This window comes from Paenibacillus uliginis N3/975 (genome assembly GCF_900177425.1).
Classification (GTDB): domain Bacteria; phylum Bacillota; class Bacilli; order Paenibacillales; family Paenibacillaceae; genus Paenibacillus_AQ; species Paenibacillus_AQ uliginis.
Genome location: NZ_LT840184.1, coordinates 2972669 through 2998718, shown reverse-complemented (window position 1 = coordinate 2998718; position 26050 = coordinate 2972669). Strand labels below are relative to the sequence as shown.

28 protein-coding genes and 1 pseudogene are annotated in these 26050 nt (G+C 47.5%); 2 read left to right on the top strand and 27 right to left on the bottom strand.

Annotated elements, in window-relative coordinates:
* Positions 1-171 precede the first annotated feature (171 nt).
* The 24 genes from B9N86_RS14080 to B9N86_RS13965 all read right to left on the bottom strand — a co-directional run bounded on the left by B9N86_RS14080 (position 172) and on the right by B9N86_RS13965 (position 21111).
* Positions 172-1356, bottom strand: coding sequence for an aminotransferase class I/II-fold pyridoxal phosphate-dependent enzyme (locus B9N86_RS14080; RefSeq protein ID WP_208920382.1), 1185 nt, complete (start codon positions 1354-1356; stop codon positions 172-174).
* Positions 1349-2287 carry a D-alanine--D-alanine ligase gene (locus B9N86_RS14075; protein ID WP_208920380.1) on the bottom strand — a complete coding sequence of 313 codons (939 nt, stop codon included), beginning with the start codon at positions 2285-2287 and terminating at the stop codon, positions 1349-1351. Before B9N86_RS14075 ends, B9N86_RS14080 begins: the two co-directional genes overlap by 8 nt.
* A gap of 26 nt (positions 2288-2313) precedes the next feature.
* Positions 2314-3798, bottom strand: coding sequence for an aminotransferase-like domain-containing protein (locus B9N86_RS14070; protein WP_208919828.1), 1485 nt, complete (start codon positions 3796-3798; stop codon positions 2314-2316).
* 638 nt (positions 3799-4436) lie between these two features.
* Positions 4437-4745: a hypothetical protein gene (locus B9N86_RS14065; protein ID WP_208919827.1), complete on the bottom strand. Its 309-nt coding sequence runs from the start codon at positions 4743-4745 to the stop codon at positions 4437-4439.
* A gap of 4 nt (positions 4746-4749) precedes the next feature.
* Positions 4750-5760 (bottom strand): DMT family transporter, encoded by a 1011-nt coding sequence (locus B9N86_RS14060; protein WP_244563086.1) that lies wholly within the window; start codon positions 5758-5760, stop codon positions 4750-4752.
* A gap of 202 nt (positions 5761-5962) precedes the next feature.
* Positions 5963-6730: a response regulator transcription factor gene (locus B9N86_RS14055; protein WP_208919826.1), complete on the bottom strand. Its 768-nt coding sequence runs from the start codon at positions 6728-6730 to the stop codon at positions 5963-5965.
* Positions 6731-6734: 4 nt separating this feature from the next.
* Positions 6735-7913 (bottom strand): histidine kinase, encoded by a 1179-nt coding sequence (locus B9N86_RS14050; protein WP_208919825.1) that lies wholly within the window; start codon positions 7911-7913, stop codon positions 6735-6737.
* A 249-nt stretch (positions 7914-8162) separates the two neighbouring features.
* A complete protein-coding gene (eutM, locus tag B9N86_RS14045; RefSeq protein WP_208919824.1) occupies positions 8163-8444 on the bottom strand; it encodes an ethanolamine utilization microcompartment protein EutM in 282 nt (93 codons plus the stop codon).
* Positions 8445-8655: 211 nt separating this feature from the next.
* Positions 8656-8937 (bottom strand): BMC domain-containing protein, encoded by a 282-nt coding sequence (locus B9N86_RS14040; protein ID WP_208920378.1) that lies wholly within the window; start codon positions 8935-8937, stop codon positions 8656-8658.
* Positions 8938-8949: 12 nt separating this feature from the next.
* Positions 8950-9564 (bottom strand): phosphate propanoyltransferase, encoded by a 615-nt coding sequence (locus tag B9N86_RS14035; RefSeq protein WP_210190676.1) that lies wholly within the window; start codon positions 9562-9564, stop codon positions 8950-8952.
* Positions 9565-9596: 32 nt separating this feature from the next.
* A complete protein-coding gene (locus B9N86_RS14030) occupies positions 9597-11069 on the bottom strand; it encodes an acetaldehyde dehydrogenase (acetylating) (protein ID WP_208919822.1) in 1473 nt (490 codons plus the stop codon).
* Positions 11070-11096: 27 nt separating this feature from the next.
* Positions 11097-11852, bottom strand: coding sequence for a BMC domain-containing protein (locus tag B9N86_RS30640; protein ID WP_208919821.1), 756 nt, complete (start codon positions 11850-11852; stop codon positions 11097-11099).
* A gap of 14 nt (positions 11853-11866) precedes the next feature.
* Positions 11867-12523: a cupin domain-containing protein gene (locus tag B9N86_RS14020; RefSeq protein WP_208919820.1), complete on the bottom strand. Its 657-nt coding sequence runs from the start codon at positions 12521-12523 to the stop codon at positions 11867-11869.
* 43 nt (positions 12524-12566) lie between these two features.
* Complete coding sequence (locus B9N86_RS14015) at positions 12567-12830, bottom strand: EutN/CcmL family microcompartment protein (RefSeq protein ID WP_208919819.1); 264 nt, start codon at positions 12828-12830, stop codon at positions 12567-12569.
* Entirely contained in the window at positions 12817-13137 is a 321-nt protein-coding gene (locus B9N86_RS14010) for a microcompartments protein (RefSeq protein WP_019419489.1), read from the bottom strand. The genes B9N86_RS14015 and B9N86_RS14010 overlap by 14 nt, the downstream gene beginning before the upstream one ends.
* Complete coding sequence (gene eutJ, locus B9N86_RS14005) at positions 13138-13977, bottom strand: ethanolamine utilization protein EutJ (protein WP_208919818.1); 840 nt, start codon at positions 13975-13977, stop codon at positions 13138-13140. It abuts the gene before it with no gap.
* A complete protein-coding gene (locus tag B9N86_RS14000; RefSeq protein ID WP_208919817.1) occupies positions 13935-14639 on the bottom strand; it encodes a cobalamin adenosyltransferase in 705 nt (234 codons plus the stop codon). The genes eutJ and B9N86_RS14000 overlap by 43 nt, the downstream gene beginning before the upstream one ends.
* Positions 14640-14658: 19 nt before the next feature.
* Complete coding sequence (locus B9N86_RS13995; protein WP_208919816.1) at positions 14659-15090, bottom strand: EutP/PduV family microcompartment system protein; 432 nt, start codon at positions 15088-15090, stop codon at positions 14659-14661.
* Positions 15087-15440: a BMC domain-containing protein gene (locus B9N86_RS13990; RefSeq protein ID WP_208919815.1), complete on the bottom strand. Its 354-nt coding sequence runs from the start codon at positions 15438-15440 to the stop codon at positions 15087-15089. The genes B9N86_RS13995 and B9N86_RS13990 overlap by 4 nt, the downstream gene beginning before the upstream one ends.
* Positions 15441-15616: 176 nt before the next feature.
* Positions 15617-16576 carry a choline TMA-lyase-activating enzyme gene (gene cutD / locus B9N86_RS13985; RefSeq protein ID WP_208919814.1) on the bottom strand — a complete coding sequence of 320 codons (960 nt, stop codon included), beginning with the start codon at positions 16574-16576 and terminating at the stop codon, positions 15617-15619.
* Positions 16577-16664: 88 nt separating this feature from the next.
* Positions 16665-19172: a choline trimethylamine-lyase gene (gene cutC / locus B9N86_RS13980; RefSeq protein WP_244563084.1), complete on the bottom strand. Its 2508-nt coding sequence runs from the start codon at positions 19170-19172 to the stop codon at positions 16665-16667.
* Between the two features lie 150 nt (positions 19173-19322).
* On the bottom strand, positions 19323-20465 hold the full coding sequence (locus tag B9N86_RS13975) for a 1-propanol dehydrogenase PduQ (protein WP_208919812.1): 1143 nt from the start codon (positions 20463-20465) through the stop codon (positions 19323-19325).
* 34 nt (positions 20466-20499) lie between these two features.
* Positions 20500-20793 (bottom strand): BMC domain-containing protein, encoded by a 294-nt coding sequence (locus B9N86_RS13970; protein ID WP_208919811.1) that lies wholly within the window; start codon positions 20791-20793, stop codon positions 20500-20502.
* Positions 20794-20814: 21 nt separating this feature from the next.
* On the bottom strand, positions 20815-21111 hold the full coding sequence (locus tag B9N86_RS13965; protein WP_208919810.1) for a BMC domain-containing protein: 297 nt from the start codon (positions 21109-21111) through the stop codon (positions 20815-20817).
* A 314-nt stretch (positions 21112-21425) separates the two neighbouring features.
* Between B9N86_RS13965 and B9N86_RS13960 the strand changes: the two genes are divergently transcribed.
* Positions 21426-22373: a choline kinase family protein gene (locus tag B9N86_RS13960; RefSeq protein WP_208919809.1), complete on the top strand. Its 948-nt coding sequence runs from the start codon at positions 21426-21428 to the stop codon at positions 22371-22373.
* A gap of 306 nt (positions 22374-22679) precedes the next feature.
* Here the strand turns inward: B9N86_RS13960 and ant(9) are convergent, their stop codons facing one another.
* Positions 22680-23465 (bottom strand): aminoglycoside nucleotidyltransferase ANT(9), encoded by a 786-nt coding sequence (ant(9), locus tag B9N86_RS13955; protein WP_208919808.1) that lies wholly within the window; start codon positions 23463-23465, stop codon positions 22680-22682.
* 210 nt (positions 23466-23675) lie between these two features.
* Between ant(9) and B9N86_RS13950 the strand changes: the two genes are divergently transcribed.
* Positions 23676-24287, top strand: a complete 612-nt coding sequence (locus tag B9N86_RS13950; RefSeq protein ID WP_244563083.1) for a VOC family protein — start codon at positions 23676-23678, stop codon at positions 24285-24287.
* 149 nt (positions 24288-24436) lie between these two features.
* Here B9N86_RS13950 and B9N86_RS13945 read toward each other — a convergent pair whose 3' ends face one another.
* Together B9N86_RS13945 and B9N86_RS13940 are read right to left on the bottom strand one after the other, a co-directional pair.
* Positions 24437-25471, bottom strand: a complete 1035-nt coding sequence (locus B9N86_RS13945) for an alcohol dehydrogenase catalytic domain-containing protein (protein ID WP_208919807.1) — start codon at positions 25469-25471, stop codon at positions 24437-24439.
* A 224-nt stretch (positions 25472-25695) separates the two neighbouring features.
* Positions 25696-26050, bottom strand: a pseudogene (locus B9N86_RS13940) (methyl-accepting chemotaxis protein); the annotation flags it as partial.

Sequence of the window (26050 nt, the reverse complement as noted above, 5' to 3'; positions counted from 1 at the left end):
TTTTAGCATTATTGGTTAACCGGCACATATATTGTGCCGGTTTTATTTTTTTGTTAACGTTAATATAAAACTTTATATATTCCCACATTAGAAAATAAAAAAAAGAGCTTCAACCCACTGCAGTGAAAAGTTGAAGCTCTCTCTAGATTCTTCTATATGCTGCAGTTTTCGTCAAACCGGCTGCATTATCTGCATAAACCTTTCCATCCGCTCCAGCGCCTTCTCCAAATCGACGAGCGAGGTTGCATATGAGCAGCGAATAAAACCCTCACCGCCAGATCCGAATACATGTCCGGGTACGACCGCAACCTTCGCTTCCTTCAGCAGCCGAAGAGCAAACTGCTCAGATGACATACCAGTAGAAGTAATTGAAGGGAAGGCATAGAAAGCCCCCTCAGGCTCGTGACAGGCCAGCCCGATTGCATTCAAGCCGGCCACAAACAACTTGCGGCGTTCATTGTAGCTCGCCATCATCTCATCTTTGGCAGCCAGGCCATGACGCAATGATTCGAGCGCAGCAATCTGTGCAATAGTAGGAGCACACATGGTCGTGTATTGGTGGATTTTCAGCATGCCGGCAATCAGCTCACGCGGACCGCACGCATAGCCTACCCGCCAGCCTGTCATCGCAAAAGCTTTGGAAAAACCGCTGATGACAATCGTACGCTCCTTCATGCCCGGCATGGAGGCGATACTGACATGCTTTCTCCCATAAGTCAGTTCGGCATAAACTTCATCCGAAATGACAACCAGATTATGTTTGATAATGAGCTCAACAATCGGCAACCAATCCTGCTCTGTCATAACTGTTCCGGTCGGATTACACGGATAATTGATCATCAAAGCCTTCGAATGAGGCGAAATTGCCGCTTGCAGCGCTTGAGGAGTCAGCTTGAACTGCTCTTCAGCAGTAGTCGTCACCTCCACAATTTTACCACCGTGCAGATGGGTAATTGGTTCATAGGCAATATAGCTTGGCGCCGGAATTAGTACCTCGTCACCAGGATCGATCACTGTCCGCAGAGCTAGGTCGACGGCTTGACTGCTTCCCACTGTCACGACAATTTCTTGCTCGGGATCATAGGAAAGCGCGAAGCTGTTGGAAAAGTAAGTAGATAGTTCCTCACGTAGCTCCATCAAGCCAGCATTCGAAGTGTATTTCGTCTTCCCTTCTTGCAATGCCTGAATACAAGCTCCACGTACCTGTTCCGGTGTAACGAAATCAGGCTCTCCTACCCCAAGGGCGATAGTATCTCCGCCTGCTGCATTCAGATCAAAAAAAGCGCGAATTCCCGAGGGCCGAATATCCCTAACGCGTGAGGATAAAAACCGCCCCGTACCCTCTTCACTATACATATTGTACCATCCCCCATTCCAGTTTTCGCTCATGGAGTGAGCTGGAAATAATATGGTCCAGCAGTTGTGTAAAGGTTATACCTGCAGCTGCCGCACTCTTCGGAAGCAGGCTATTGGCAGTCATTCCCGGCAATGTGTTCACTTCCAGCACGTAAGGTATATCCTGACATAAAATTATATCAACCCGTGCATATACCTTGCATTGCAGCAGCCGGTAGCTGGCTAGTGCCGCCTCGTGCACACGCTGCTCAATAACTGGAGGAAGCTGGATGACTTTCTCCTCAGCGCCGTCGGCCTCATATTTCGCTCTGTAGTCGAACCACTCCGAATCAGCGGAGCGAATGCCGATAATCGGCAATACCTTGCCATCCATTATCGAGCAGGTGAGTTCCTGTCCTTTAATATAAGGCTCAATCAAGATCGCTTGATCCAAACTGCAAGCCTCCTGAACAGCCGGCAGCAGCTCCTTCTCATTTTGTACAAGCTGGATGCCGATACTTGATCCACCTGTATTCGGTTTTACAATAACTGGGTAGCCCAGACGCTCCACCATCTGTGGATCATAATCGTCCATGCCCTGCCAGCAAAGGCCAGCAGGCGTATGCACACCCGCTGTCTTAAGCAGCATCTTGCTCAGCTGCTTATTCATGCATAGACTGCTTGCCAAAACACCGCTGCCTGTATACGGAATGCCCAGAGTTTCCAGCGCTCCCTGTACCGTGCCGTCTTCGCCATATTGTCCATGCAGCGCCAAAAGTGCAAAATCGATGCCAGCTTGCTGGACCTGCGAGATTAAATCCATTCGCTGCTCGATCACAATTGGAACCACTTCATAGCGGCTGTGATCCAAATGATTGATCATCTCTTGACCAGTTTTCAGAGAAACCTCACGCTCAGAGGATATACCGCCCATAATAACGCCAATTCTCATCATGACACCTCTTTTTCTTAAAATCGTTATACCTTAAGAAAGCTACGCACCTGTTTGCCGATGATTTGAATACCCCGCTTGATATTTTCATCCGTTACTCGTGAAAAACCAAGCCGCAATGTATTCGTTCCTTCGCCTTCTTGAATAAAAAACCTGTCTCCCGGTGTGAAAATTACACCTTGCTCTATGCAAGCTTCTAGCAGCTGGTGCGTATTTATGCCTGTTGGGAAGGTGAGAAACAAATGCAAGCCCCCGTCGCCAGACAGCTGCGCATCAGGAAGATGTGCTTCACAGCAAGCCTTTGTCAGCTCATATTTGCGCTTATACTCCGTACGTGCTTTTTTTACATACTTATCGAAATTTCCGTTAAACAAATATTGATATAAAATCGATTGATCGATTGTTGATGTATGAATAGTGCGTGCACGCTTAATGCTTACCAGAGTGTCGATCAGCTCTTGGTCTCCAAGCACCCAACCTACTCTCAAGCCAGGGAACAGCACCTTGGAGAAGCTGCCGATATAGATAACTCCGTTCCCTTGACCTGCTGTCGCTATTAAAGGTGCAACATGCGCTCCCGAGTAGCGCAGCTCCTCATTGAATCCATCCTCGATCACCGGAATCTGATAACGCATCATTAGTTTCATAACGGTGCTGCGCTTTTTCGGCGACATGACGATGCCTGTCGGATTGTGATAGGAAGGAGTTAAATAGGCTAGATCAAAGCTCTTGGTCTGCAGTACCGCCTCTAGCTGCTTCACATCAATTCCGTCATGCTCCATCGGAATGCCGGTAATCTCAAAACCTTGCAGCTTCAAATTTTTGATCGCTGTATGATGTGTCGGATTTTCACAAATTGCCGCTCCGCGGCGTGCAGAAGGGCGTAATGCCGACAGTACAATGTCAAAGCCTTCTGTAAACCCGCTTGTAATCAGCATATCCTTGCCGCTTATATCGACGCCCTTGTTTTCCATATAATGCATCAGGTAATCGATCAGCGGCTTGTAGCCCTTGGCATATCCGTAGTTGAGCAGCACCTGCCCTTCGATTGCCATCCGGTCCATAAAGGCTCGCCTTACATTTCCGAGATCGAACAGTTGCTCATCCGGAGCGATGCTTGTGAACGAGATGGTTCCTTTTTTGGCACGAATGCCCTGTTTCATCATATCCAGCTCTACAGCCGATACAGCATACTCATTCATTCTTGACTTCCAGTCGATCTGCCCGGCAGCAGAGCTGTCAGCTTCTCCGTTATCTACAGCTGACTGGCCCACCATAGCAGCCACATAGTTGCCCTTGCCGGGAATAGCATACGTAAATCCGTCATCCTCCAAGCCTTCATAGGCTGCAATGACTGTGTTACGGCTCACCTTAAGCAGACCACTCATTTCACGTGTGGAGGGTAGCTTCTGATCCGCTTGAAGCGCCCCTTTTATAATTAAACGTTTGACGAATTCTTTCACTTGTATCGCGACCGGACGGTCACTAACGAACTTGAAATCCTGGAACATTCTTCATCGCCCCCATATATAATGTGGCATAGAAAACGACAGAAAAAAAGAACCACCCTACTTGATTTTTCATCCTTTGGTGGTTCTTCCACATATTTTCCTCTGTACAGCCTCATATCCTTACCTCGCATCATAAGTTCTTGTCCTCCGATATCAAAAGAAGAAGCGGCCTTCGTAATCGAAAATATTAAAGAGTTTGTTCATTATTTTGAGGAAAATGTATGTTATTAGTAAGAGATACATAAGCAGCGTAACCCTTGACGTTGGTGTAATCATAACGAGTATTCCTACCGGATCCTCGTAACGCCCTTCCTTCCGATGTTTCTCCGAGTGCTCTTTTTCTTTAAGCTCTCTCTTGTCGTATTCTTTCTCACTGAAATTGAGGATTTTGGGATGCGTTATTGTATCGTCAGCATATTAACTCAGACATCGCAGGATACCTAAAGGTGTAGCTGGATTTAGAAAAAGAAATCCCGTCCTCCTGACGGGAGAACGGGATCTTCATCACTCCTCTTCCACCGATTAATCAACACGGACGCGCTGACCTGCCGGATTGATCCGTTCGGTGAAGAGGACTTTGACCACAAAATAGATTATATTTTAAAAATTTCTTATAGTTCGTCTAAAAAATCCTTATATTAATTCGCCATGGATTGTTCATAGTTTTGCGTCCACTTTTTAGGCAAATATTTATTGATCGTACGAATTCCCTCATCGTTGATTGCATAGTACATACATAATTCCCCGTTAGCATCCAGCTCGTAATGAACCTCGTCAATCAGTCCGTTTGCCTGCAACGACAGCATATGATCCAGAAAGTTTGCTCTTGTAAATTGACGTTCTCCACCGTATTCGCTTTTCAAAGCGTCCATCGCATCATCAATATTTGCCTGCTGCACAGTAGACATGAAAAGCAGCACCCGGGAGCGGATCGGCAACAATGGCATTTGCTTACGCCTCCTTCTTTTTGAACAGATCCATTGGATTCATCGACACTAAAAGCGCTCCAAGTGTAATGATAATTGCACCGGCAATTATCGTAGGAGTCAACGCATTACCGAGGAATATAGCTGCAAAGACAACCCCCCACAGCACATAGGTAATGTTGAGCGACATTCCGACAGCAACGCCAACCATATTGTTGGCCATATACCAAGTCAGGAAAGAGATTGCCGTAAACAGGGCCGCAGCCGTGATAATGAGCATAGGCGATACGGAGCCAAGCGCGGAAGCAAAGAGATCCGTCGCGCCGAAGATAGGGATCAGCACGGCAATGTAAACGATTCCGGAAACGCCCTCGCGAATGGTAATGGCGATATTGGAATCAAGCATGGACATCCCGAAAGTGGCAAATACGCCTTCAAGTCCCCAGCCAAGTGCAGCCACCAGAGCAAAAATAATGCCTAGTGTGAAATTATCCACGCCCCCATCAGGCTTGACATAGGAAATGAGCGCCGCCCCGATAACACAGATGAACATGCCGAGGGCCACCCGTTTATCAATCTTCTGCTTCAGGAACATTCGAGCGAAAATAGCCCCAAACATCGGACAAAGCGCCGAAATGGGGATAGCCGCCGCTCCAGCCATATCAATCCCAACCAAATAGGCCCCGTTGGCGATCGGGCCGCCAAACACCGCGGCAATTGCGACCATCAACCCCGGTATTGTTACCAGGCTGCGGCCGATTTCTTTGATCTTCCCTTTCTTGAAGTTCCAGATCAAAAGCCAGATCGCCGCCAAAGCATCATTGATCGCCGATGCCACTATGGGCGCCGCAAACGCTCCTATGACCCCCAGAAAAGGCTCCTTCATCATGGCTAGGGCAACGACGGTACTGTAAAGGCCGAACGTTAACCCGGAAATCAGCCCGTAAGCGATTCCATTTCTTCGGAAACGACTGTTCATCTTTTGTTTCAGCATGCCGGCCGTAGCCATGGGAGCTGCCACTGTTTCCTTCATCATCCATACACCTCTGTTTAAGTAGATTTATCTTAGTAGATGTATCTTCATTGTATAACAAAGCGGCCATTGCGCCTTTTACTAACCGTACCTCTTGTTGGACTCCCTGAATTACTTTTTCTCCATTCTTGTACTATTCGTACTTTTAGGACGATAAAGCCAACAAAAAAGCCTCCCACCGTAATCGGGGGAGACTTCTGGAACTCTATTTCGTGTTTTTTCTTTTGGCAAGTACGCTTTTTTTGTATTCCTTCGGCGTCATATCCATTTGCTTGTAGAATACCCGGTTGAAATAAGACGGATCGGTAAAGCCGCATTCTGTGGAGATGCGATAGGCGGGATACCCGGTAGTCTCAAGAAGCTTGCAGGCATGTGTAATCTTGAGCTTATTCACATAATCCGTATAAGTAACGCCGAGCTCCCTTTTGAATATGCGGCTAAAATATTGGGCATTCATGTACACATGACTCGCCACCATTTGCAGGGTCAGCTTATCTTTGTAATTCTGCTGAATATAATCGACTGCTTCTTTAATAAAGCGCTGACATTCTTGAGCCGATTCTATCTGATAAGTTTCTGCTAAATAATTATCTTCTGATTGAGCGGCCTTCTCCAGCCCCTTACGAATCATTTGCCGCAATTTTTCCGGCTTGACCGGCTTAAGCAAATATTCGTGTACCTGCAGACTGATTGCCGCCTGTGCATAGGAGAAATCCGAGCTGGCAGACAATATCGTCACGCATGCGTCAGGGAGAAAACGGCGAATTTCCTGTAACGAGGATATTCCATCCATTTCAGGTAGCATGATATCCATAAAAATAATATCCGGCCGATATTGCTTGGCGAGCTTAATCGCTTGCATACCCGTATCACAAATTAGAAGCTTATCTTCAGCACCCAGGATTTCCTGCGCGATGGATTGAAGAAATTCCAGTTCTATCGGTTCATCTTCAACAAACATAACTACGCTCATTGCATCACCTCGCATTTGGTTGGGTGGGGATGCGGATGTTAACCGTGCTCCCGCTGTAATCGGATTTCACGATCGATAACCCATACTCTTCTCCGAAATAACGCTTCAAACGGCTATCGGTACTCCGGAAGCCCACGCCGATCTTGCTGTCCGGCTGATGAATGAGCTTTAGTACCTCTGGCGAGAACCCGTTACCGTTGTCAATAACAGAAATGGTGATATCATTTCTGTACTTTTCGGCAATCAGACGTACGGTTCCCCCGTCCCGCTTAGGGGTAATTCCATGAATTACTGCATTTTCCACGATAGGCTGAATCACCATATTCGGAATGCGATAAGCCTTTAATTCATTAGGAACAATGATTTCATACTGCAGACGATTCTTGAAACGCGCCTTTTGTATATACAAATACTTCTCAATGTTATCCATTTCGGATGCGATGGTATGAAGCTGATCATCCTGTTTAACATTGTATCGGAGCAAGTCGGACAGGCAATAGATCAATTCCTCCGTTGTATGGGAGTGTTCGAAATAGGCGATGCGGGCAATGGAATTCAAAGTATTGAACAGAAAATGCGGATTGATGACTAGAGACATATTTTTTGCTTCTAAGTCAATCACTTTCTTCTCCAGTATTTCCTTTTCCGCAGATAGACGATTGATAATCCTTGTGTTGTCCTGCGAGCTTTCGGCGATGTCGAGCGCAATATTCCTTGCGATATGATGGCAAAGCTGCTCGTGAATATCTGCTTTTTCCTTGTCAATGGTTGGAAAAGCTGATATCGCCTTCGCGACAACTTCCAAATCCAGCCCCTTCATTTCGGCCAATTCCGCCGTGTTAATCAGATACTTCTGAAATTCCCTCTCCTGGGAATACGCCTGCATCCCCGATATGAAGCCAACAACCTCATCTTTGACCATAATAGGTAGCAAAATATTCTCCAGGCCGTAACAGCAAACAAATCGCCCCTGTTCGCCGGAAATAAAGCGCTTTAAATAATCCGCGCAAGGTCGTGTAGGATTCTCCCAACAAAAATGCCTGCAGAAATCAGGGGACGGATTGAACTCCAGCAAAACGTCTCCATTGTGATCGTGCAGCAGCAGCGAGAGCTTGGAAAGAGATAGGATGCCACTGTATCGTGCGTATACTTTGGTTGCGATCGGACTATCGGTTTTCAGCATAATCTCGTTGCACCTTTCACCGAGAATGAACGGGAAAATAGACGTTACATGCTAAATTTTTCACAATATATCATCTCTATTATAGCAATTTTCAACCTGTTTGGAAATAGTACTTCCCTCCTCCTCAAAGCTTATTTATAGAAATACACCACTTCGACAAGCTTTCGAAAAGCGGATTCTTGCAGACAAAAATAAAAAGGCCAAAACCGTTTTACTGAGTTTTGGCCTTTTGCAGAACATGAATATAAATTATTGCTTAGCAGCGGGAAGAATGTTTTCCACTTCACTGTGAGGACGAGGAATCACATGTACGGATAACAGTTCCCCTACACGCTGTGCGGCTGCGGCACCAGCGTCCGTTGCCGCTTTCACTGCTCCTACATCGCCTCGTACCATTACGGTGACAAGTCCGCCGCCTACCATCTCTTTACCGATCAAGGTGACATTGGCCGCTTTGACCATAGCGTCCGCTGCTTCGATAGAACCTACCAAACCTTTTGTTTCAATTAAACCCAATGCTTCCGATTTCATGTTACATTCCTCCTAAAAGTTTTGTGAGAATAAAGCGCTAGCTCACCGAACAAAACTTGCTTCGGAAGCATAGCCTTATTTTAAGATTATAGAATTTATAAGTTTTAAGCGGAGCTTAAGTAATTCTATAATCGCAAGGAAAACATCCGCTAAATGCGGTCTGTCTTCTTAGAAAGTACATCGATAGACGTTTTTCTTATAATTTGTTGAATTATTGCTTAGCAGGCGGAAGGATGTTTTCCACTTCGCTGTGGGGACGTGGAATTACATGTACCGACACGAGTTCCCCAACATTCTTCGCGGCCGCGGCGCCGGCATCCGTCGCCGCCTTCACTGCTCCTACATCGCCCCGTACCATCACGGTAACAAGGCCGCCACCTGCCATCTCTTTGCCGATCAGGGTGACATTGGCCGCTTTGACCATAGCGTCCGCTGCTTCGATAGAACCTACCAAACCTTTTGTTTCAACCAAACCAAGAGCTTCCGATCTCATGTTCATTTCCTCCTAACAATTTTTTATGATTTTTATAACAGACGCCGACGTCAGATCCATCGCGTTGGCCTCTTCAACGTCGATATGACAGTCGAGAGCGGCGTCACTGCTAACTCTGATTGCGACCTGATTGTACCCTCCGCCCCGGAGACCATCAAATTGAATACTGACCATTTCTCCGTCGGTTACGCCAAAGAAAAGGGCATCATCAGGCGTCATATGAATGTGGCGCTGTGCAACCATCAAGCCGCAGGTAATATATACGCTTCCCTTGGGCCCGACCAACGTGACGCCCGGTGTGCCTTCAAGCTCCCCGGACAAACGCACTGGAGCTTTCACGCCCAACTTAAAACAGTCTCCCCGCATAATTTCTACCTGGGTCTGTTTCCGCACTGGGCCGAGAACCCGCACTTTTTCGATGGACCCCTTGGGCCCGCAGACCGTAACGGTCTCATTACATGCATACTGTCCGGGTTGGGACAAATCACGCATTTTGGATAGCGTATATCCGGCTCCGAAGAGCGTATCCACATCAGCCTGGGAAAGATGCACATGGCGATTCGAAATCCCTAAAGGGATGGAGCGCGGCTCCTTTTCCGCCTTTCCAGCACCGGATACAACCTCCATTAACAATGAAAGTACTTGATCATAGTTCCCCACTAACAGTCACCGCTTTTCTGCAAAATAGACACCAGCTCATCGACCAGATTCAACAGCAGCGCATCCTCCTGTTGCTTCGGCGGCTGTGGAGTTGGAACAGAATAAGTGCTTTGTGCCGTACAGTCCTTAATGCCATAAGCCACACGCTTGATATTAATCAAGTGCTGTGGTCCCACATTATCTGAAGTGGCGCTGCCGCCCCAGGTTCCACATCCCAAAGTGAAGGCCGGGGCAAGCCCGGTGCTTGCACCCACACCGCCCTGCGTGGAGCCCGTATTCACCAAAATGCGGAATACAGGTTTTTGCGCAAACTCCATGACCATATCGTGATTCTGCGTATGGATGGAGAAGCTATGTCCTATGCCGCCGTTACGCAGCAGCCCCACACTTAGATCGCAAGCCTCACGCCAGTCCTGTACGGTGTAAAACGCCAATACGGTAGTTAGCTTTTCGTAGGACAGCGGGAATTTCTCTCCCACGCCCTGCTGTTCGCCTAACAGCACCTTGACTCCTGTTGGAATTTGAATACCGGCCGCTTCCGCGATCACCTGAGGTGAACGTCCCACCAGTCTTGAATTCATGGCATGGCCTTTTACAAACAGCTTTGCCGCGACTTTAGCAGTTTCCTCCTGATTCATAAAGTAACCGCCCTGACGCTCAAACTCCGCGATCACCTGAGAACGGATGCATTCCTCCACGATAACAGCCTGTTCAGATGCACAGATTGTACCGTAATCGAAGGTTTTGCTGGCAATGATATTTGCCACCGCCTTTGGAATATCAGCAGTGCGCTCAATATAGGCCGGTACATTACCCGGTCCCACCCCCAGCGCCGGCTTACCCGCACTGTAGGCGGATTTCACCATAGCTGAGCCGCCCGTTGCGATAATCATTGCGATTTCATCGCACTTCATCAGTTCCTGCGTCGCCGGCATGGACGGCTTGGTAACGCAGCCAATGATTCCTTCGGGAGCCCCTGCCTCGACAGCGGCAGCGTGCATCAATTCCGCGGCCCGCAGGATGGATTTCTTTGACGAAGGATGTGGCGAAAATATGATTCCATTGCGAGCTTTTATCGCAATGATAGATTTGAAAATCGTAGTGGATGTCGGATTGGTTGATGGAATAATACCCATGAGCAGTCCGACAGGCTCGGCAATCTCTATTAATTGATTCGTCTTGTCCTCGTGGATAACCCCAATCGTTTTCGTATCCCGAATGGATTCATATAGCTCCGTAGAAGCCAGACGGTTTTTGAAGATCTTATCCTCAATCTTGCCAAATCCGGTTTCCTCCACTGCCAGCGCAGCCAGTTCGGCGGCGTTGACCTCCGCTATCCGCACCATGTTTTGTACAATTCTGTCAATCTGTTCAGCATTGTATCCGGCAAGGATATCGGCGGCCGCTTTTCCTGCACGGGCCAACTCCCGGGTTTCCTGAATCGATTGCAAGTCGTAATCATAATTTTCCAAGTGAAACATCCTCCTCTCGCTTACTGCTTACTGTTGATAATACTGGCGGAACCGCTTGAGCAGTTTCACTTTGTTTGCCTTGGAAATTGTCGTCATGCTCATCCCATACGCGGGACTGCACTCTCTGGCCAGTCCGCGCAGCTTCACGACTGTCATCGTTTCCAGTAGCTCCATTGCTTTGTCAAGCCCAGATTCCTTTACCAGCACATCAATCTGGTGCTTGAATGGACTGTCTAGCTTTGCCGGATCTCCATTGTCCATTTCCGGACTGGCGTCTTCAGCCGCAAGATCCTGATCAGGATCGGCCGCCAGTACAGGGAAGCCTTCTTCGCTACCGGTATTGATTGAGACATTGGGCGCCGCGTCCAGTGGAACATCAGACGCTGCTTCCATTGGTACATCAGACACTGTGTCCGGTTCCGGAGTCTGCTCCGGCATCTGTTCTGCCGCCTGAGTATGCTGCACTTGCATCGCGAGCTCGTCCTTCTCCTTGGCAATGTTCGAAACGCTGCGCCGACCGATGATACTCGCTATGTCGTTGTGGGGTCTTGGAATGACATGCCGGCTGATGAGCACATCACTGCCCAATTGTTGCGCCGCGGAGGCACCTGCTTCCACGGATGCTTGAACAGCGCCGACATCGCCGGTTACCGCGATCGTGACTAGCCCGCCACCCACATTGCACTTTTCTATCAGTTCTACCTGAGCCGATTTGAGCATGATGTCCAGACATTCAATCGCCGGAAGAAGGCCCCGCGTTTCAATTAATCCAAGCGCCTGCATGCTACCACCTCCTGTTACTGCAGCTTCCGATCAGGATCGCCTGCCGGAAAAGTCATATAAAACATTCTCGCGCAGTCCGTCGATCCCTTGGTCGCTTTTACCCCTTTGGGAATGAAGAGTACATCTCCCTCATGAGCAGTGAAGGTTCTCTTGTTCAAAGTGACATCGAGCGAACCTTCCAACACGATATAAGTTTCTTCGTGGGCCGTCTCCTGCTCGAAGCTATCGTGATCGACAGTCAGAAACCCTGCGCTCATGGAACAATCCGGTTTCCCGATTACCTCTTGACGATATACCTTGGAACCGTATGTTCCCGTTTCGTAAGCTTCCATTTTTACCGTTCGACCCCGCACAAGTTTCAAGCCAGTCGGATCCGTCTCCGCCTGATAAGGTGGCTCAAGAGTCGTTCCCAACAGCTTTTCAACCAGTCCTTTTTCCGATAAAATCTTGAAAAATTTAAAAATAGCATTCATGTCGAGATCATTCTGAGTTTCGCAGCCTGCGGCCTCGGAACTCATAGTCCCACAAGGCTCATTGGTAAACTCTAACCCCAGCTCTATTGCCCTATCTCGGGCCGCCGGTGTCACAATCGTGTTACTGTCAATGCAGCACCGCTTCTGTCCGGAAGCCACCCATTCTTCCACATCCGCAGCGCATATCAGTTTTTTCACAGTTCTCGCCCCCTCTCGCTGCATTCGATTTCTGTTCGAATATTTATTCGAACACGCAGTTCGCGTCGATGATCCCGACGACGACGGCATCCACAGGAACATCGTCTGTTTGCAGCATTTTGCGGGCCGAAGAGCCGGTGCAGACAATCACTCGATCACCTATGCCAGCGCCGATCGTATCGACGACAATCAATCGGCGCCCGTCGTCGCTTCCACCAATCACCTCGGCCAGCATCAGTTTCATTCCCACAAGGGAATCTGCTTTACGGGTAGACCAGATATTGTGGATCAATTCAGCCGCAATCATCGCATTCCTTCCTCCCCGCTTTTCCGCTCCTCTGCTTAATCTCGGCGATGGCATCCTCTACGGAAGCCGTGTCACCAAAAATGGCGAGAAGAATCATGTTCTGCGGGCAGCTGCCGCGAATATCCTCCACTGTCACGCCCACCACTTTTTCAGCTACATCAGCGGCCCATACCATATCAATCAGTCTCCCCTGCACTAGTCCAACCGCGTCGCATTGGGGAACTTCCCGACTACTGGGCGCTCCTCTGCGACGAAGCAAAATGTCCAGCGTCCCCTTGGAAGGAGATTTGATAATCCGAAATTCCACTCACATCGCCTCCTGCGTACAATTCAGAGCAATGCCCAGCGGCGTGACAAACAGAGGGTTACTCGGCTTATAGGTAGCAATGCCAGTTTTCTGCTCAATGATCGTCTCCATACCGGACAGGCAGCATGTTCCGCCTACCAAGTACAATTCTTTGACCTCATGACCCACAACATGGTGGTTGATGATGGAGGCAACCTTATCGATGACTGGCCGGAGAAGCGGCAATAATTCTTGGTGATGGGCAGGGTCGCGCTTGAAGCAGTCGGCTTCAGAAAAGCTCATCTGGTATGCCCCGGCAATCACCAAAGAAAAGTGGGTGCCTCCCGTTGCTTCGTCGGCGACATAGACAACCTTGCCATCCTTCAGAATCGAAATGCCCGTCGTTCCGCCGCCAATGTCTACAATGGCTCCGTTGGATATTTGCAGCACGGCATTAGCCGCCGTAGGTTCATCCAGTAAAGCCGTAACTTCAAACCCCGCACCCTGAATCACATGCTTGATGGCGCCAGCATCCAGTAAATCGGTTCCCGGAGGAATCGCCGCAGCCGCATATTCTAGTTCTACACCTAATTGCTGCTCCAACTGCGCTTTAAGCTCCCTCACGATCTGAATCGCTCCTAAGTAATCCACCACCATTCCGTCGCGGACGACATCGGCGTAGCGGTAAGCTCCCGCCACCGGCTTCCGAGAGTCATCCAGCACCGTAAGCACCACACAGGCCGTTCCCAGATCCACACCGGTATAGTAGAACGAAGACCGTCCTGGAATCGGTTTCTGGATGACAGCTTCAAATTGCTTTACGAGTTGATCGCAGTATGCAAAGGGTTTTGTCTCTGGCATGTTCTACCTCCTGTAGTTCTGCAAATAAGCGAGCTTAATGCGTTAATCATATAGTTGATTCCAGGAATGATCGGTTTCTCCGCCTTTTCTTGGGGACCACCTTCCACGGCTTCCAACACCGCAAACCCAAGCTCGCGCAAAGCGCTGCGCAGACGGTGAAGCAAAGCAATTTCTCTGCCCTTTTCCAATTGAATGTGAAACTCGGTTACCTCAAAGCAATCTCCCGCATCCTCAAAAAGAACATCGGCAGTAATGCCGGTACAACCCTGGAAAGATAAATCGGCAGTGGATGTGTCGCCTCCTTCCCCTTTCTGGAGGGCCGAAAACAGCCTTGACAGCTCTAGCACCTTCTGGGCCAGCAGCACATCCCGCTCCAGCAGCTCCTGCCCGGTTAACAAGAACAGGGCTGAGACGGACTGCATCTGACAGCGCAGCTTCCCACGCCGCCAATCCGGCTTTTCTGCCTGTCGCTCCGGATTCGGGAGTGATTCTTGCTTTTGTTCCTGATTTTGCTCTTGCGTCCCATAGGATACGTTGATCTGGCGATCCGTCAAAAATTGGCGCGCTTCCGGCGTCAATCGGCTTCCATGCTCCACCATGTATGATGTAAAAGGCTCTAGCCTGTACACATTGCGCAATTCCATTTCGGTAATAAATTTCATGGTATCAACTCCACTCTTATTACCCGAACAAATAACGTTTCAATTCCCCGATTCCCCTTCCCACGGGAAGACTAATGCGGAAAAAGGGTTCGGTTATCCCGCTACGTTTTAAAACTTGTACACAGTAATTCTCATTTTCCAGCGCAAGATCGGCTTTCGTTATTACACCGATAACCGGTTTCGTGAAAGAAGATGCAAAGCCGGGCGAGTATACTTCCTGATACCGGGACTGATCCACCAATATCAAAATTTGGCTCGCGTTCTGCGCCGTTGCAATCAAATGGCTGTACATCCAGGTATTCTCGACATACGCGCCCGGCGTATCGATCGTCTTCGGCCCGTAGATAACGTCCTGCGTCCGCCGCAGCGGGCGATCCGTACCGTCAAGCGCATGGGCCAGCGTCGTTTTTCCGCAACCTGTAGGGCCGATCAGCAAAATACGTTTTTTCATGTCCGTGTAATTTCCGCCGTCGCAAAGCCCAAACTATCGCCCAACGTCTTAATGATGGCCCGTAACGCCGTTTCCACACTGGCTATATCCCCAGTAAGAAGCACCGAACCGGTAAAGCGATCCAGAAAGCCGATTTCCACAACTGCCACCTTGGTGGCGATATCCGCGGCAATAATGGAGGTTTCAGTGGGCGACAGTGTTAAAATGCCGATAGCCCCCGCTTCATCGATGCCCAGTCTTTCATACATGTCAGGCACGGGTGAAGCAATGATATGGGCCAGCGTCACTTGTTTGCCCGGCACCGACTCCTGAATAATCCGCCCGGGATCAGGCCCAGCAGGCTGCTGCATAAGCGTCCTCCTAAAAGTTTTGCGAGTTTGTAAAGCGCTAGCTTTACCCAAGCGTAAACGGCTTTATCGTCTTTGACAGGTGAAGCATACGTTTCGCGGAGAAATCTAAGGTTAAAGTATGGTGACAAACTTATACTTTCTTAGATTTGAACAAAACTGGCTTCGAAAGAATGCTCTTAATGTTTGATTACCCGAACCGGGAAATCGTATTGGCTGATTTGACGTTCAATACGCTCCAGATCGGCTTCATTAAGGCTTAAATCGCATTCAACGGTGTCCATATCCAATTGCCTGTATTTGTTAATCCCCAGTTTGTGATAAGGGAGCAAATTGATGCCTTGAAAATTCCGGTATTCCTTAAAGGGAAGCAGAAACTCCACCGTTTTGCGGATGGTGTCCTCATCATCATTGAGCCCCTTCATTAGCGGCATCCGCACCTCTACGTTATGTTTGCGAGTGATCAGTTCCCGCAAATTTTCGAGAATGCGCTCGTTGCGTACACCAGTCAGTTGATAATGGCGGTCTGAATCCATATGTTTCAAATCGTACAATATCAGATCGGTATATTCGGCCATGGCCAAAATAGCTTCCGGTTTGGTATGCCCAGAGGTTTCAATGGCCGTATGGATTCCGGCGAGCTTGCATTCCTTAAGCAAATTGACCGCAAATTCAGACTGCGCACATACTTCGCCGCCGCCCAACGTGACGCCGCCGCCGGACGTAGTGTAGAACAGCATATCTTGCTCTACAATTTCCACAATTTCCGATACCGTCATATTCATCCCGACGATAGAGAGTGCCCGTGCGGGACAAACCTTCTCACATTCCCGGCAGCCAATGCACTCGATCTTCCGGTCAACCTCATGCTGCGGCTTGGACGGATCCTGCGAGCCGGAAGTGGCAAAACGGTGGATTTCCCGGGGACATGCCGCAACACATGCGCCGCAATCGTTGCACAGATCCCGTTGGTACATCACCTGATACTTCTTTTCCAGACCCTCCGGGTTAGCACACCACTGACAGCGCAGGGGACATCCCTTGAAGAAAACAAGCGTCCGGATACCGGGTCCGTCGTATATGGAATATTTCTGAATGTTGAAAATACGTGCCTGCCTTTCCGGCATACCTGACTCCATAGCTGTGGCTCCTTCCTTAGCCGCATATCTAAATGCCTGAATGTCTCTTCCCCGGGGTATAGCACCGGAGAAGAGGCACGGGGCTATTTTAGAAATGCTCAATCATTGTTCTGCTGATGATCTCATCCTGCACTTCTTTACACAATTCCACAAAGTATGCACTATAGCCAGCGACCCGAATGATTAAATCACGGTATTGATCAGGATTTTGCTGCGCTTTAATCAGCGTTTCATTATCCACATAACTGAACTGCATTTGGCCGTTTCCGAGAATAGAGGCTGTCCGCAAAAGATTAATCAATCCGTTCTCTCCTTCAGGTGTTTCCAGCAAACCGCGCAAAAGCTTGAAGTTATGCACCATACCAATATTCATGGCCTCGACATCTATCTTGCTCACCGATTTGATGATAGCCGTCGGTCCCTTTTTGTCATGGCCCTGGGTAGGGCTGATACCGTCGGACAGCGGCAACCAAGCTTTGCGCCCATTGGCGGTAGCACCGGTCATCTCACCGAAAGGCGTATTGTTCGAAATAGAAAGCGTACCATGGCTGAAGGTAGAATACAGCGTTTTAAATTTGCGGTGATAGTTCTCAGTCCACCCGGTGATATCGGCGGCGATGCGATCGGCATAATCGTCGTCGTTGCCGAATTTTGGCGCGTCCAGACAATCCTTGAGGATCTGCTCATAACCTTCGAAATCGGCAAGCAACGCGTCACGGATTTGTTCGAGCGAATATTTTTTGTCATCGTAAACCAGCTTCTTGATGGCAGCCATCGAATCGGCGTAAGTTGCCAGACCGGACCAGATCAAACCAGGTCCCCAGTTATACATGGCGCCACCGGCGGATACGTCGTGACCACTCTCCATCGTGCCTTCATACATGATCGACATAAGCGGCTTCGGCGCATAATCGCGGTGAACGCGCTGGCTGATTACAGTACCCACTGCGGAAAGCTCGGTGATGTATTCTACCTGCTTCTTAACCGCCGCTTCAAATTCCTCATAGGTCTTGAAGTTGCGCAAATCGCCCATGTCCAATCCTGGCTCGCTTCCGTGCCAAAGCATTTTGCCACGGTTAAGGACGAACTCAATGGCAATCGGCCACTGGGTGTATCCGGTGGAGGTCCACTGATACAAGCGTCCGGATTTTTGCGGCTCTACACAGCCCATCAGACAGTAATCGCGGGCATCTTCGATACTGCAGCCCTTCATCAGCATCATCTTAATGTGGGAATCATCGAAATGGCAGGCTGGGAAGCCCAAACCAGCACGGACGACATCCACAATCTTCTTCAAGTATTTCTGTGGAGAACTATTATGGATACGGCAAGCGAGCGAAGGCTGATAAACGCCGACATGACGTACCGCATCCATGAGCAGATAAGTCAAGTCGTTGGTAGCGTCGCCGCCCTCTCGTTTTTGCCCGCCGACACACATATTGACGAACGGTTGGTAGCCAGCAAAAAACTTGGAGCCACCCGCGCTAGAAACCCACATCATTTCCGAGCATTTGATTAGGAAACAGCCTGCAATCTCGAATGCTTCAAATTCTGTCAGACGGCCGGCTTTTCTGTCCGCCTCATAGAAAGGATACATATATTGATCCACACGGCCGACAGACATGCCTGTCTGATTTTCTTCCACCACGAGCAGAGATTCTACGGTCCAGACCGATTGTACTGCCTCATGGAATGTAGTCGGTGCATGAGCCGGCACGCGAGCGTTGACCTCGCCGATTTTTTGCAACTCCGCCTTGCGCTTCGGATTTGTTTCTTTAGCAGCCAGCTGGTATGCATATTCAGATATCCGTTTGGCATACGCCATTACGCCTTCGGTCGTGTCCAGCACGGATTTATAGTAATAGATTTTGTCGATGTCTTCCGGGTTTTGCATGGACAGCTTCGCAAGATGCTCCTTGGCTTCCCGCTGGATATCCAGCATCCCTTTCTTCATTAGAATGACATCGTAGCCTGGGTTGGAGTCTCCGCCGCCGTTGATCTGATGATATGAAAGATCGCTGACGAACGCTTCGCCGGAAAACTCCCAAAGACCAGCATCCCGGTATTGCTGTTCACATATTTCATCTACCGATTTACCTTTCCAGAACGGGAACAGTTCCTCTTGCATGATCCGTTTGTCTTCCTCGGAGATGTAGAACGGATCCTGAGGACGGTTGTGAATGGTATCGAGCTCATCTCGAGTCCAGCGCCAAGCAATGTCAGGCGAGAAAGCACCCGCACGCGGAGCACCGCAAGGATGACCAACGATCAACTCGTTGTCCTGGATGAGCAGCGGAGCCTCTTCACACGCTCTGCGGAAAGCCTTGGCACGCAGCATAATCTCTGGTAGACCTGGATTTTCCTTATATACCTGAGTAAAGGCTTTAGCACGGTAGGTTGTAATGCTTGGCTTAACAGTCAGATAATGTTCTTTCAAAGCCCGCAAACGCTCGGTCATTCCTTCCGGGTATGCGCACTCTTCCTTACGAAGCTGGCCGGAGCCGTCTGCTGCCAGCGGCTGAGCTCCCTTATCCGAAAGTTCTTTTGATATTCCCTGGAACAGCTTCATGATGGCTTCTCGTTCTTGTGGAGCCATGGCCTTCGTTGCTTTGGCAAATTTGCTTGAAAACTCATGAATATCCAATATTTTTCCCTCGCAATCTTGTGAGATTTATTCATAGAGGTAGTTCAAAAAGTCCGCTTTTGATCACGAAGTGAATCAGGATCGATCTTTTTGAACTCTCATTTAAAAGCTTTTACGGTAAATGTGCTCTAACTCTTCTTCCGTTGGCTGACGAGGATTGGTTGGCGTACAGCGGTCAGCCATCGCGGTCCGCGCCATGCGTGACAACGCCTCATCAAAAGCATCCTGGTCAACGCCAAGCTCACGGATTCCGTGTTCGATACCGATGGATCGTTTCAACTTTCCAATTGCCTGGATCAGACTTACGGTTCCTTCACGGGCGGTTCGGGCCGGCAAGTGCAGCAGTGAAGCAAGCCTAGCATAGCGTTCACAAACCCTGTCTATGGCTTTTCCGCCCAAGTTGACGTTATACTCCATTACCGCCTCTAGAAGCAGTGAATTCACCCGTCCGTGAGCAATGTGAAACGTTCCGCCAAAGGCGTGGGACATACTATGAATGATACCTAGACCGGCGTTAGTAAACGCCATTCCCGCCATACAGGATGCATTCTGCACTCGATCCCGCGCTTCTGCATCTGCCGGATCATGGTAAAGCGTTTCCAGATGAGCAAATACCAATTGAACGGCCTTTTCAGCTAACGCATCGGTAAAGTCAGTCGCTTTGATAGAGACATAAGCCTCCAGCGCATGGGTCAGAACATCCATTCCGGTGTCCACCACCACTTTGTTTGGCAATTGCTTGGTAAGGGTGGAATCGAGAATCGCTATGTCCGGTGCGATAAAATTGTCCACTATGACAATTTTGTCTCCGTCCACCGTAATCACCGAAAAGTCGGTCACTTCCGATCCGGTGCCGCTGGTGGAAGGAATGGCGACAAACGATGGTTTGACAAAAGGCGCGTCTTTCTCCTGTGCATATTGCCGGGCAAAGTACAGAACGCCCTTCGCTGTATCAATGACGGAGCCGCCTCCCAGCGCCAGTAACACATCAGCGCCGCTTTCCCAATACACTTGAAGCGCTTCGGCCACAATACTGACGCCCGGATCGGGCTTAACACCGGTAAACACTGCAGTGGAGATTCCACCGCTTTGCAGTAGGTCAACTACCTGCCCCAGATAACCCAGCTTCTCCATCATCTGATCGGAAACGATACAAGCTTTCGTGCCTTGAATTTCCGCCAGTTTCTTCAGTGACTGTTCGCCTGAATATACCTTCGTTTTAATAACAAAGATGTCGTTTATCACGGTCACCTCCCTTGAATTTGTGGATAACCTGCCCCTAAGAAGGAAGGCCATAACGGGCAATGATCTTTTCAATGTCTGGGTGTGGGTTAGGAATAACGTTTGAACTGTACACCTCTGTCCCCATCGCCTGTACAGCGGCGACGCCAGCATCAACTGCAGCCCTTACAGCCCCTACATCTCCGCGAACAAGGACAGATATATAACCAGACGCCACGTTTTCGTAACCGATCAAATCTACATCGGCCGCTTTGCACATGGCATCCGCCGCTTCCATGACGAATACAATCCCAAAGGTTTCAATGAAACCCAGTGCATCATGCTTGCTCATGACCTCTCTCCCTCCCGGCAATCATGCGTGAATTGCATGCGCTTTCACAATTCCTGCAATAGAACTGAGCGGACGCGGCATCACATTGTGGGCAGTGACTTTGCCAATCTTCGCTGCTGCTTCAGCACCAGCCTCTACTGCCGAACGAACCGCCGCGACATCACCTTTTACCATTATCGTTACGAGCGTGGAACCAACATTCTCGTAGGATACCAGAACAACATCTGCTGCTTTAAGCATAGCGTCCGCCGCTTGGATGGCAGGAACCATGCCCAATGTTTCCACAAGCCCGAGAGCTTCTTCTCCCCGGTATTCCATTCGAACCTCACCTCACCTGGGTATTTGTATTTGTGAATTTGCTGTAATACAGATACTCAACTCCTACTAGCAGGTTAACATAGGTTCTCCCCGTGATTATGGAGGATTCGGTAGCTGATTTTAGGATTCTAATGCCCCCTTTACCGACAATCTGGTACAAAAACGTCTTTCTTGCACGACAAGTACCAGAACGTCCTCAAGCTCGTCCATTTCATTGAACTTCTCCTCCTATCTTGCTATAATTGTGGAAAAATCTGTGCGGCGAGTGTATACATTGTTAAAGCATGTATATGGAATGCCGAGAAAAGGCCATCATGAAACCTCTAACCGACTTTTTATTCAAACAAATGAATATGGAAGACCTGGTGCAGCAAAAACTCCGTCTTTTTTTTGAGGATGAGAGTATTGTTTTTGACAAATCTCGTTTTGCGGGCGGGTTGACCAATTATAACTACATTATGAATATCCACGGAAAGGAGTATGTGATTCGCAAGCCCGGTAACCTGACGGATCAAATGATCGACCGCAGGATAGAGCGTGTGAACAACGGCATCGCTTCGGAGTTTGGCGTGAATTCGGAATGTATATATTTTGATGAGGAAAGCGGCATTAAGATCAGCAAATATATTCCCGATAGCACAACGCTTGCCGCGGCTGGCCCCTCGGCTTTGCAAAGCTTGCAGGCCGTTTCTTCTTTACTGAAGAAGATTCACGGTAGTCCCAAGCACTTCCCTAACAAGTTTGATTGGCTCAGTGAACTTGCCAAATATGAAACCATTGTCGCGCAGATCAACGGTGAATTGTTTTTTGACTACGCCTCCTTAAAAGAGCAATTGCTTTGTTTCATGCAAGACCATCTCAAAAATGTCATTTCCGTACCTTGCCATAATGATACGGTTCCGGAGAATTTTCTCGTAGATGGGGAAGGCAGCGTATATTTGATAGATTGGGAATATTCCGGAATGAACGATCCGGCCTTTGATATTGCCGCGTATATCATTGAATCGCGTTTGACAGCAGAGGCGATTGACCAATTGTTTGAAGCATATTACGGAAATACATTTACACAGGATGATTTGATGAAGGTCAAATGTTACATGATGGCCCAGGATTTGTTATGGACGGTATGGGCTCTGCTGCGTCATTATACGGGGGATGATTACCTGGATTACTGTTCGCTGCGCTATAACCGCCTGCGTCGGAATATTCAAGTATTAAGCATGCGACCGGATTACCCTATTGCCGACATGGTGATGCCCTAGTACTAGCCGTCGCTTAACGCTAGAATGAGAAACTTTCAGAGATTTATCCAGTCCCTTTAAAAACGATTGACCGGTTAGATAATATACAAAAAAACCTGTACTTTCTTATCTAAATAGATAAAAAAGTACAGGTTTTTGTAAGCCTATAAACACGTTATGATAAATAAAAAGAATCCGTTTTGAAAAAAAGATTGATCAAAATGGATTCTTTCTTTGTAAAGTATTGTTTAATTTTTATAAAAAAGTTTGATTATTTTCTACTGTTGATCTTCAACAAACGCGCTCTTAAACGGAATAAAATTTCAGTTAAGTGATAAAACAAGATTCTATAGAGTTTTTCATATGATTTACGAGTGCTGTCACCTCGGAATCCAGTCCTTCCCACTTATCAACATACTCTCCTCGATAGGCTTTTCTGGCTAAGTTGAGTAAAGTCGAATATTCTTTGGGCAACCGAGGTAAAGCCCATTCTGCAGCCACATCTTTTGGAGAAATTTCATCGATAGACACTGTCTGCCACATTCGAGTCAGGGTTAAAATAACATTACGCTCATCACCTTTGATACCCTCAATCAACCCAGGCAAAGACTCCTTAATCGCTCTTCGAATATCTGTCATCGGAATGGGGGCAAGTATATCTGAAGCATCAGGACCAAATAGAGAAATGCTATTCTTTCTCGCTTGTGCTAAAACAATAGCCAAATCAGGGTCATAGGTTGGTTCCTGGATTAGTCCTTTCTCAAACTCACTCCTGAGCCACTCACCATAGGTAAATTCATTTCTTGGTGGATATAGCCAAGGTACAACATCGCTATGGTTTATAACCGTAACTTCAAGTGGTCTCACAGAATCTGTATTTCCTATCTTTCCAGATATAAGCATTAGTCTGTCTGTTAGTTTTTTTCGAGTTACTTCAGGTAAACTATGATTCACGACCACTAGGACATCTACATCACTGTTAATGCGTAAGCCACCATATACTGCAGAACCAAATAGATATACCCCGACTATCGAACTTCCAAGCAACTCCTCTACGATTTTTAATGCTTGCATCGCTTGTTTTGGTATTTTTTCGTTACTCAAATCGCTCATCAACTACAAGCTCCTCTCCTCTGATTTTGTTCGCATATATTCCTTCACAACTTGGTTGATTTTACATAATGAATCTTATCATTTACTAGAATGCTCCTTAAAGAAAAGATGAAAATATTCATTCATATTTTTGTCAAAAAAAATAATAGGAAATCACTTTAGAGATTAGGTATACTTTGAAATTAATTCATTCAAAAAAGGAGATTATTTATGAGTAATCAAGAACTAAATGAATTGAAAAAAAATCGAACGATCCCCATCTTTGACTGTCTTTATGAAATAGACCAACAAATAGAATTCTATACGGCACTTGGATTTAAAATTACGTATTACCAAAAAGCTCCCTATCGTTTCGTAAGTGTAAAAAATGAATTTACTGAATTAAGCTTCTATGGAGAAAAGAATTTTGATTTAGAACAAAAACAGGGCGGGTGCTACATTGTAGTTTCCGATATTGAAACAGTGTATAACAGGCTGAAGTCAAACTTGAAGACATTTTATGGAAAGATACCCGTCAAAGGGCTACCTAGGTTTTCTAGACTAAATTTAACCGCAGAGGACCGAAGATTTAATATCACTGATCCAAGTGGAAATACTCTAATCGTAGGAGAACCGTTAGGCGATTCTACAACTTTAATGGATAGGTATACAGAGGATACTAAGAATGCTTCTAAATTTGAGAAAGCTTACAAATGGGCTTTTAGATACGCCTACTCCAAAGAAGACTTCCTTGGAGCTAGTAACTTATTAGAATCTGCTTTTAATAAACAAAGTGATCCTCTTTCTAATGAACTCTATTTCAAAGCCAAGTGCTCCAAATAGATGTATTAGTTGCTCTAGGAAGAACTGAAAATGCTATAGAAATAGCTCACGAATTAGAATCCTTCGCATTATCATCAAATGAAGAAACAATCTTACAAAATGAGATTCAACGTTGTGGATTTCAATCCAACTGCGGGTTTTTTGCTATATTATGAACTTATAACAACTTTAATGACTTTATCTGTACGTTGTTCGAACATTTTAAATCCTTTTTCGATATCATCGAGTGGAATTCGATGCGTAATCATCGGAGTTAAATCGATTTTTCCCATCTGAATCAGTCTGATTATTTTCTTAAGGTTACCCAGATATGACAGTCCCATCTCAATCCGTACATTCTTCATAAATGCTTCCTGGAGTGGAATGGTGACCGGCTTCCCGAAAATGCCGACAAGTGATACCCGGCCACATAGTCCTACACATTTCAGTGCCTGCTCTGTCTCGGCGCCCGCCGCTTCGATGGCTGCATCTGCGCCCTTCCCTTCAGTTAATTCCGCAATGACAGCAAGCGGGTCCACTTCCTTAGCGTTAATCGTATGGGTTGCTCCCATCCGGGAACCGACTTCCAAACGGTATGGATCAATGTCTACCAGAATGACTTGTTTAGGGAGAAATAGCTGAGCTGCTTGAACTGCACATAATCCGACGGGTCCGGCACCAAACACAACAACGCTATCCCCGTGCTCGATCGCTGCCTTTTCTGCTGCAAAATATCCGGTTGACAAAATATCGCCTACAAATAATACCTGCTCATCCTCTAAATCATCAGGTACATGAACCAGATTCACATCAGCATAAGGAATTCGCATAAATTCACTTTGAGATCCGGATAGATTTCCGAATTCTTGACCGCTGCCATGCACGCCGCCGTTTAAACAATGCATAATATCGCCCTTTAAGCAGCGTTCGCATTGCCCGCAATAAGGTGCCGCCGGACCAATGACCCGGTCGCCCGGTTTAAACTGGGCAACCTTGCTTCCGACCTCTTCAACAATTCCGACGTATTCATGGCCGAGCGCATACCCTGGTGTTGTCGGAATATGTCCGTGAACTAAATGAACGTCACTTCCGCAAATCGTAGTCAGTACAATACGGATGATGGCATCCGTATCCGCCAGCAATGCCGGCTTCTCCAAGTTAGTCAGTTCTACATCGTTAGCCCCTTTATAAACAAGCGCCTTCAAATCAAACCCTCCTAAATGACTAATAATCGATTCGCTCCAAATAAAGCGTTTGCAAGCCAATTATATCAAATATTAATAATCACAAATTGTGTAGATCATTATTTAATTGTTTGAAATGTGACGATTTGGTTAAAAACCCCTGTTATTGTCTAGTCATCAGAAGGAACAGCGGCAGCCATGGATATATCGTATCCGGGCTGCCGCTGCACATTGGAATGATCCTCTTAAATTTTAAACTTCTTAACGAGCTGCTCCAGCTCATTACTTGATTGACTTAATTCCTCTGCAGATTGCGAAACCGTATCGATCGCTTGCAATTGGTCTTGTGTAGAAGCACTTACCTCTTCGGCCGAAGCTGCGGATTCTTCAGAAATTGCGGATAGACTTTCAATAGATTGAACAACATCATCCTTCAAGGTTGACATCCTTTGCACTTCATTCGACATTTGGCTAATCGAGTGTATTACTTGATACATCAATTCCTGAATGGTTGTAAACGCCGTCTCTGTATCTTTTACAGCACTATTCTGCTCTATGGTGATTTCTTTCGTTCTGCTCATCGCTTCTGTGGCACGTTCA

Coding starts and splice junctions, on each gene's coding strand:
- B9N86_RS14080 (WP_208920382.1), bottom strand. CDS start 1,356: ATGTATAGTGAAGAGGGTACGGGGCGGTTTTTATCCTCACGCGTTAGG.
- B9N86_RS14075 (WP_208920380.1), bottom strand. CDS start 2,287: ATGAGAATTGGCGTTATTATGGGCGGTATATCCTCTGAGCGTGAGGTT.
- B9N86_RS14070 (WP_208919828.1), bottom strand. CDS start 3,798: ATGTTCCAGGATTTCAAGTTCGTTAGTGACCGTCCGGTCGCGATACAA.
- B9N86_RS14065 (WP_208919827.1), bottom strand. CDS start 4,745: ATGCCATTGTTGCCGATCCGCTCCCGGGTGCTGCTTTTCATGTCTACT.
- B9N86_RS14060 (WP_244563086.1), bottom strand. CDS start 5,760: ATGATGAAGGAAACAGTGGCAGCTCCCATGGCTACGGCCGGCATGCTG.
- B9N86_RS14055 (WP_208919826.1), bottom strand. CDS start 6,730: ATGAGCGTAGTTATGTTTGTTGAAGATGAACCGATAGAACTGGAATTT.
- B9N86_RS14050 (WP_208919825.1), bottom strand. CDS start 7,913: ATGCTGAAAACCGATAGTCCGATCGCAACCAAAGTATACGCACGATAC.
- eutM (WP_208919824.1), bottom strand. CDS start 8,444: ATGAAATCGGAAGCATTGGGTTTAATTGAAACAAAAGGTTTGGTAGGT.
- B9N86_RS14040 (WP_208920378.1), bottom strand. CDS start 8,937: ATGAGATCGGAAGCTCTTGGTTTGGTTGAAACAAAAGGTTTGGTAGGT.
- B9N86_RS14035 (WP_210190676.1), bottom strand. CDS start 9,564: ATGGAGGTTGTATCCGGTGCTGGAAAGGCGGAAAAGGAGCCGCGCTCC.
- B9N86_RS30640 (WP_208919821.1), bottom strand. CDS start 11,852: ATGCAGGCGCTTGGATTAATTGAAACGCGGGGCCTTCTTCCGGCGATT.
- B9N86_RS14015 (WP_208919819.1), bottom strand. CDS start 12,830: ATGATTGCGGCTGAATTGATCCACAATATCTGGTCTACCCGTAAAGCA.
- eutJ (WP_208919818.1), bottom strand. CDS start 13,977: ATGCCAGAGACAAAACCCTTTGCATACTGCGATCAACTCGTAAAGCAA.
- B9N86_RS14000 (WP_208919817.1), bottom strand. CDS start 14,639: ATGAAATTTATTACCGAAATGGAATTGCGCAATGTGTACAGGCTAGAG.
- B9N86_RS13995 (WP_208919816.1), bottom strand. CDS start 15,090: ATGAAAAAACGTATTTTGCTGATCGGCCCTACAGGTTGCGGAAAAACG.
- B9N86_RS13990 (WP_208919815.1), bottom strand. CDS start 15,440: ATGCAGCAGCCTGCTGGGCCTGATCCCGGGCGGATTATTCAGGAGTCG.
- cutD (WP_208919814.1), bottom strand. CDS start 16,576: ATGGAGTCAGGTATGCCGGAAAGGCAGGCACGTATTTTCAACATTCAG.
- cutC (WP_244563084.1), bottom strand. CDS start 19,172: ATGGCTCCACAAGAACGAGAAGCCATCATGAAGCTGTTCCAGGGAATA.
- B9N86_RS13970 (WP_208919811.1), bottom strand. CDS start 20,793: ATGAGCAAGCATGATGCACTGGGTTTCATTGAAACCTTTGGGATTGTA.
- B9N86_RS13965 (WP_208919810.1), bottom strand. CDS start 21,111: ATGGAATACCGGGGAGAAGAAGCTCTCGGGCTTGTGGAAACATTGGGC.
- B9N86_RS13960 (WP_208919809.1), top strand. CDS start 21,426: ATGAAACCTCTAACCGACTTTTTATTCAAACAAATGAATATGGAAGAC.
- B9N86_RS13950 (WP_244563083.1), top strand. CDS start 23,676: ATGAGTAATCAAGAACTAAATGAATTGAAAAAAAATCGAACGATCCCC.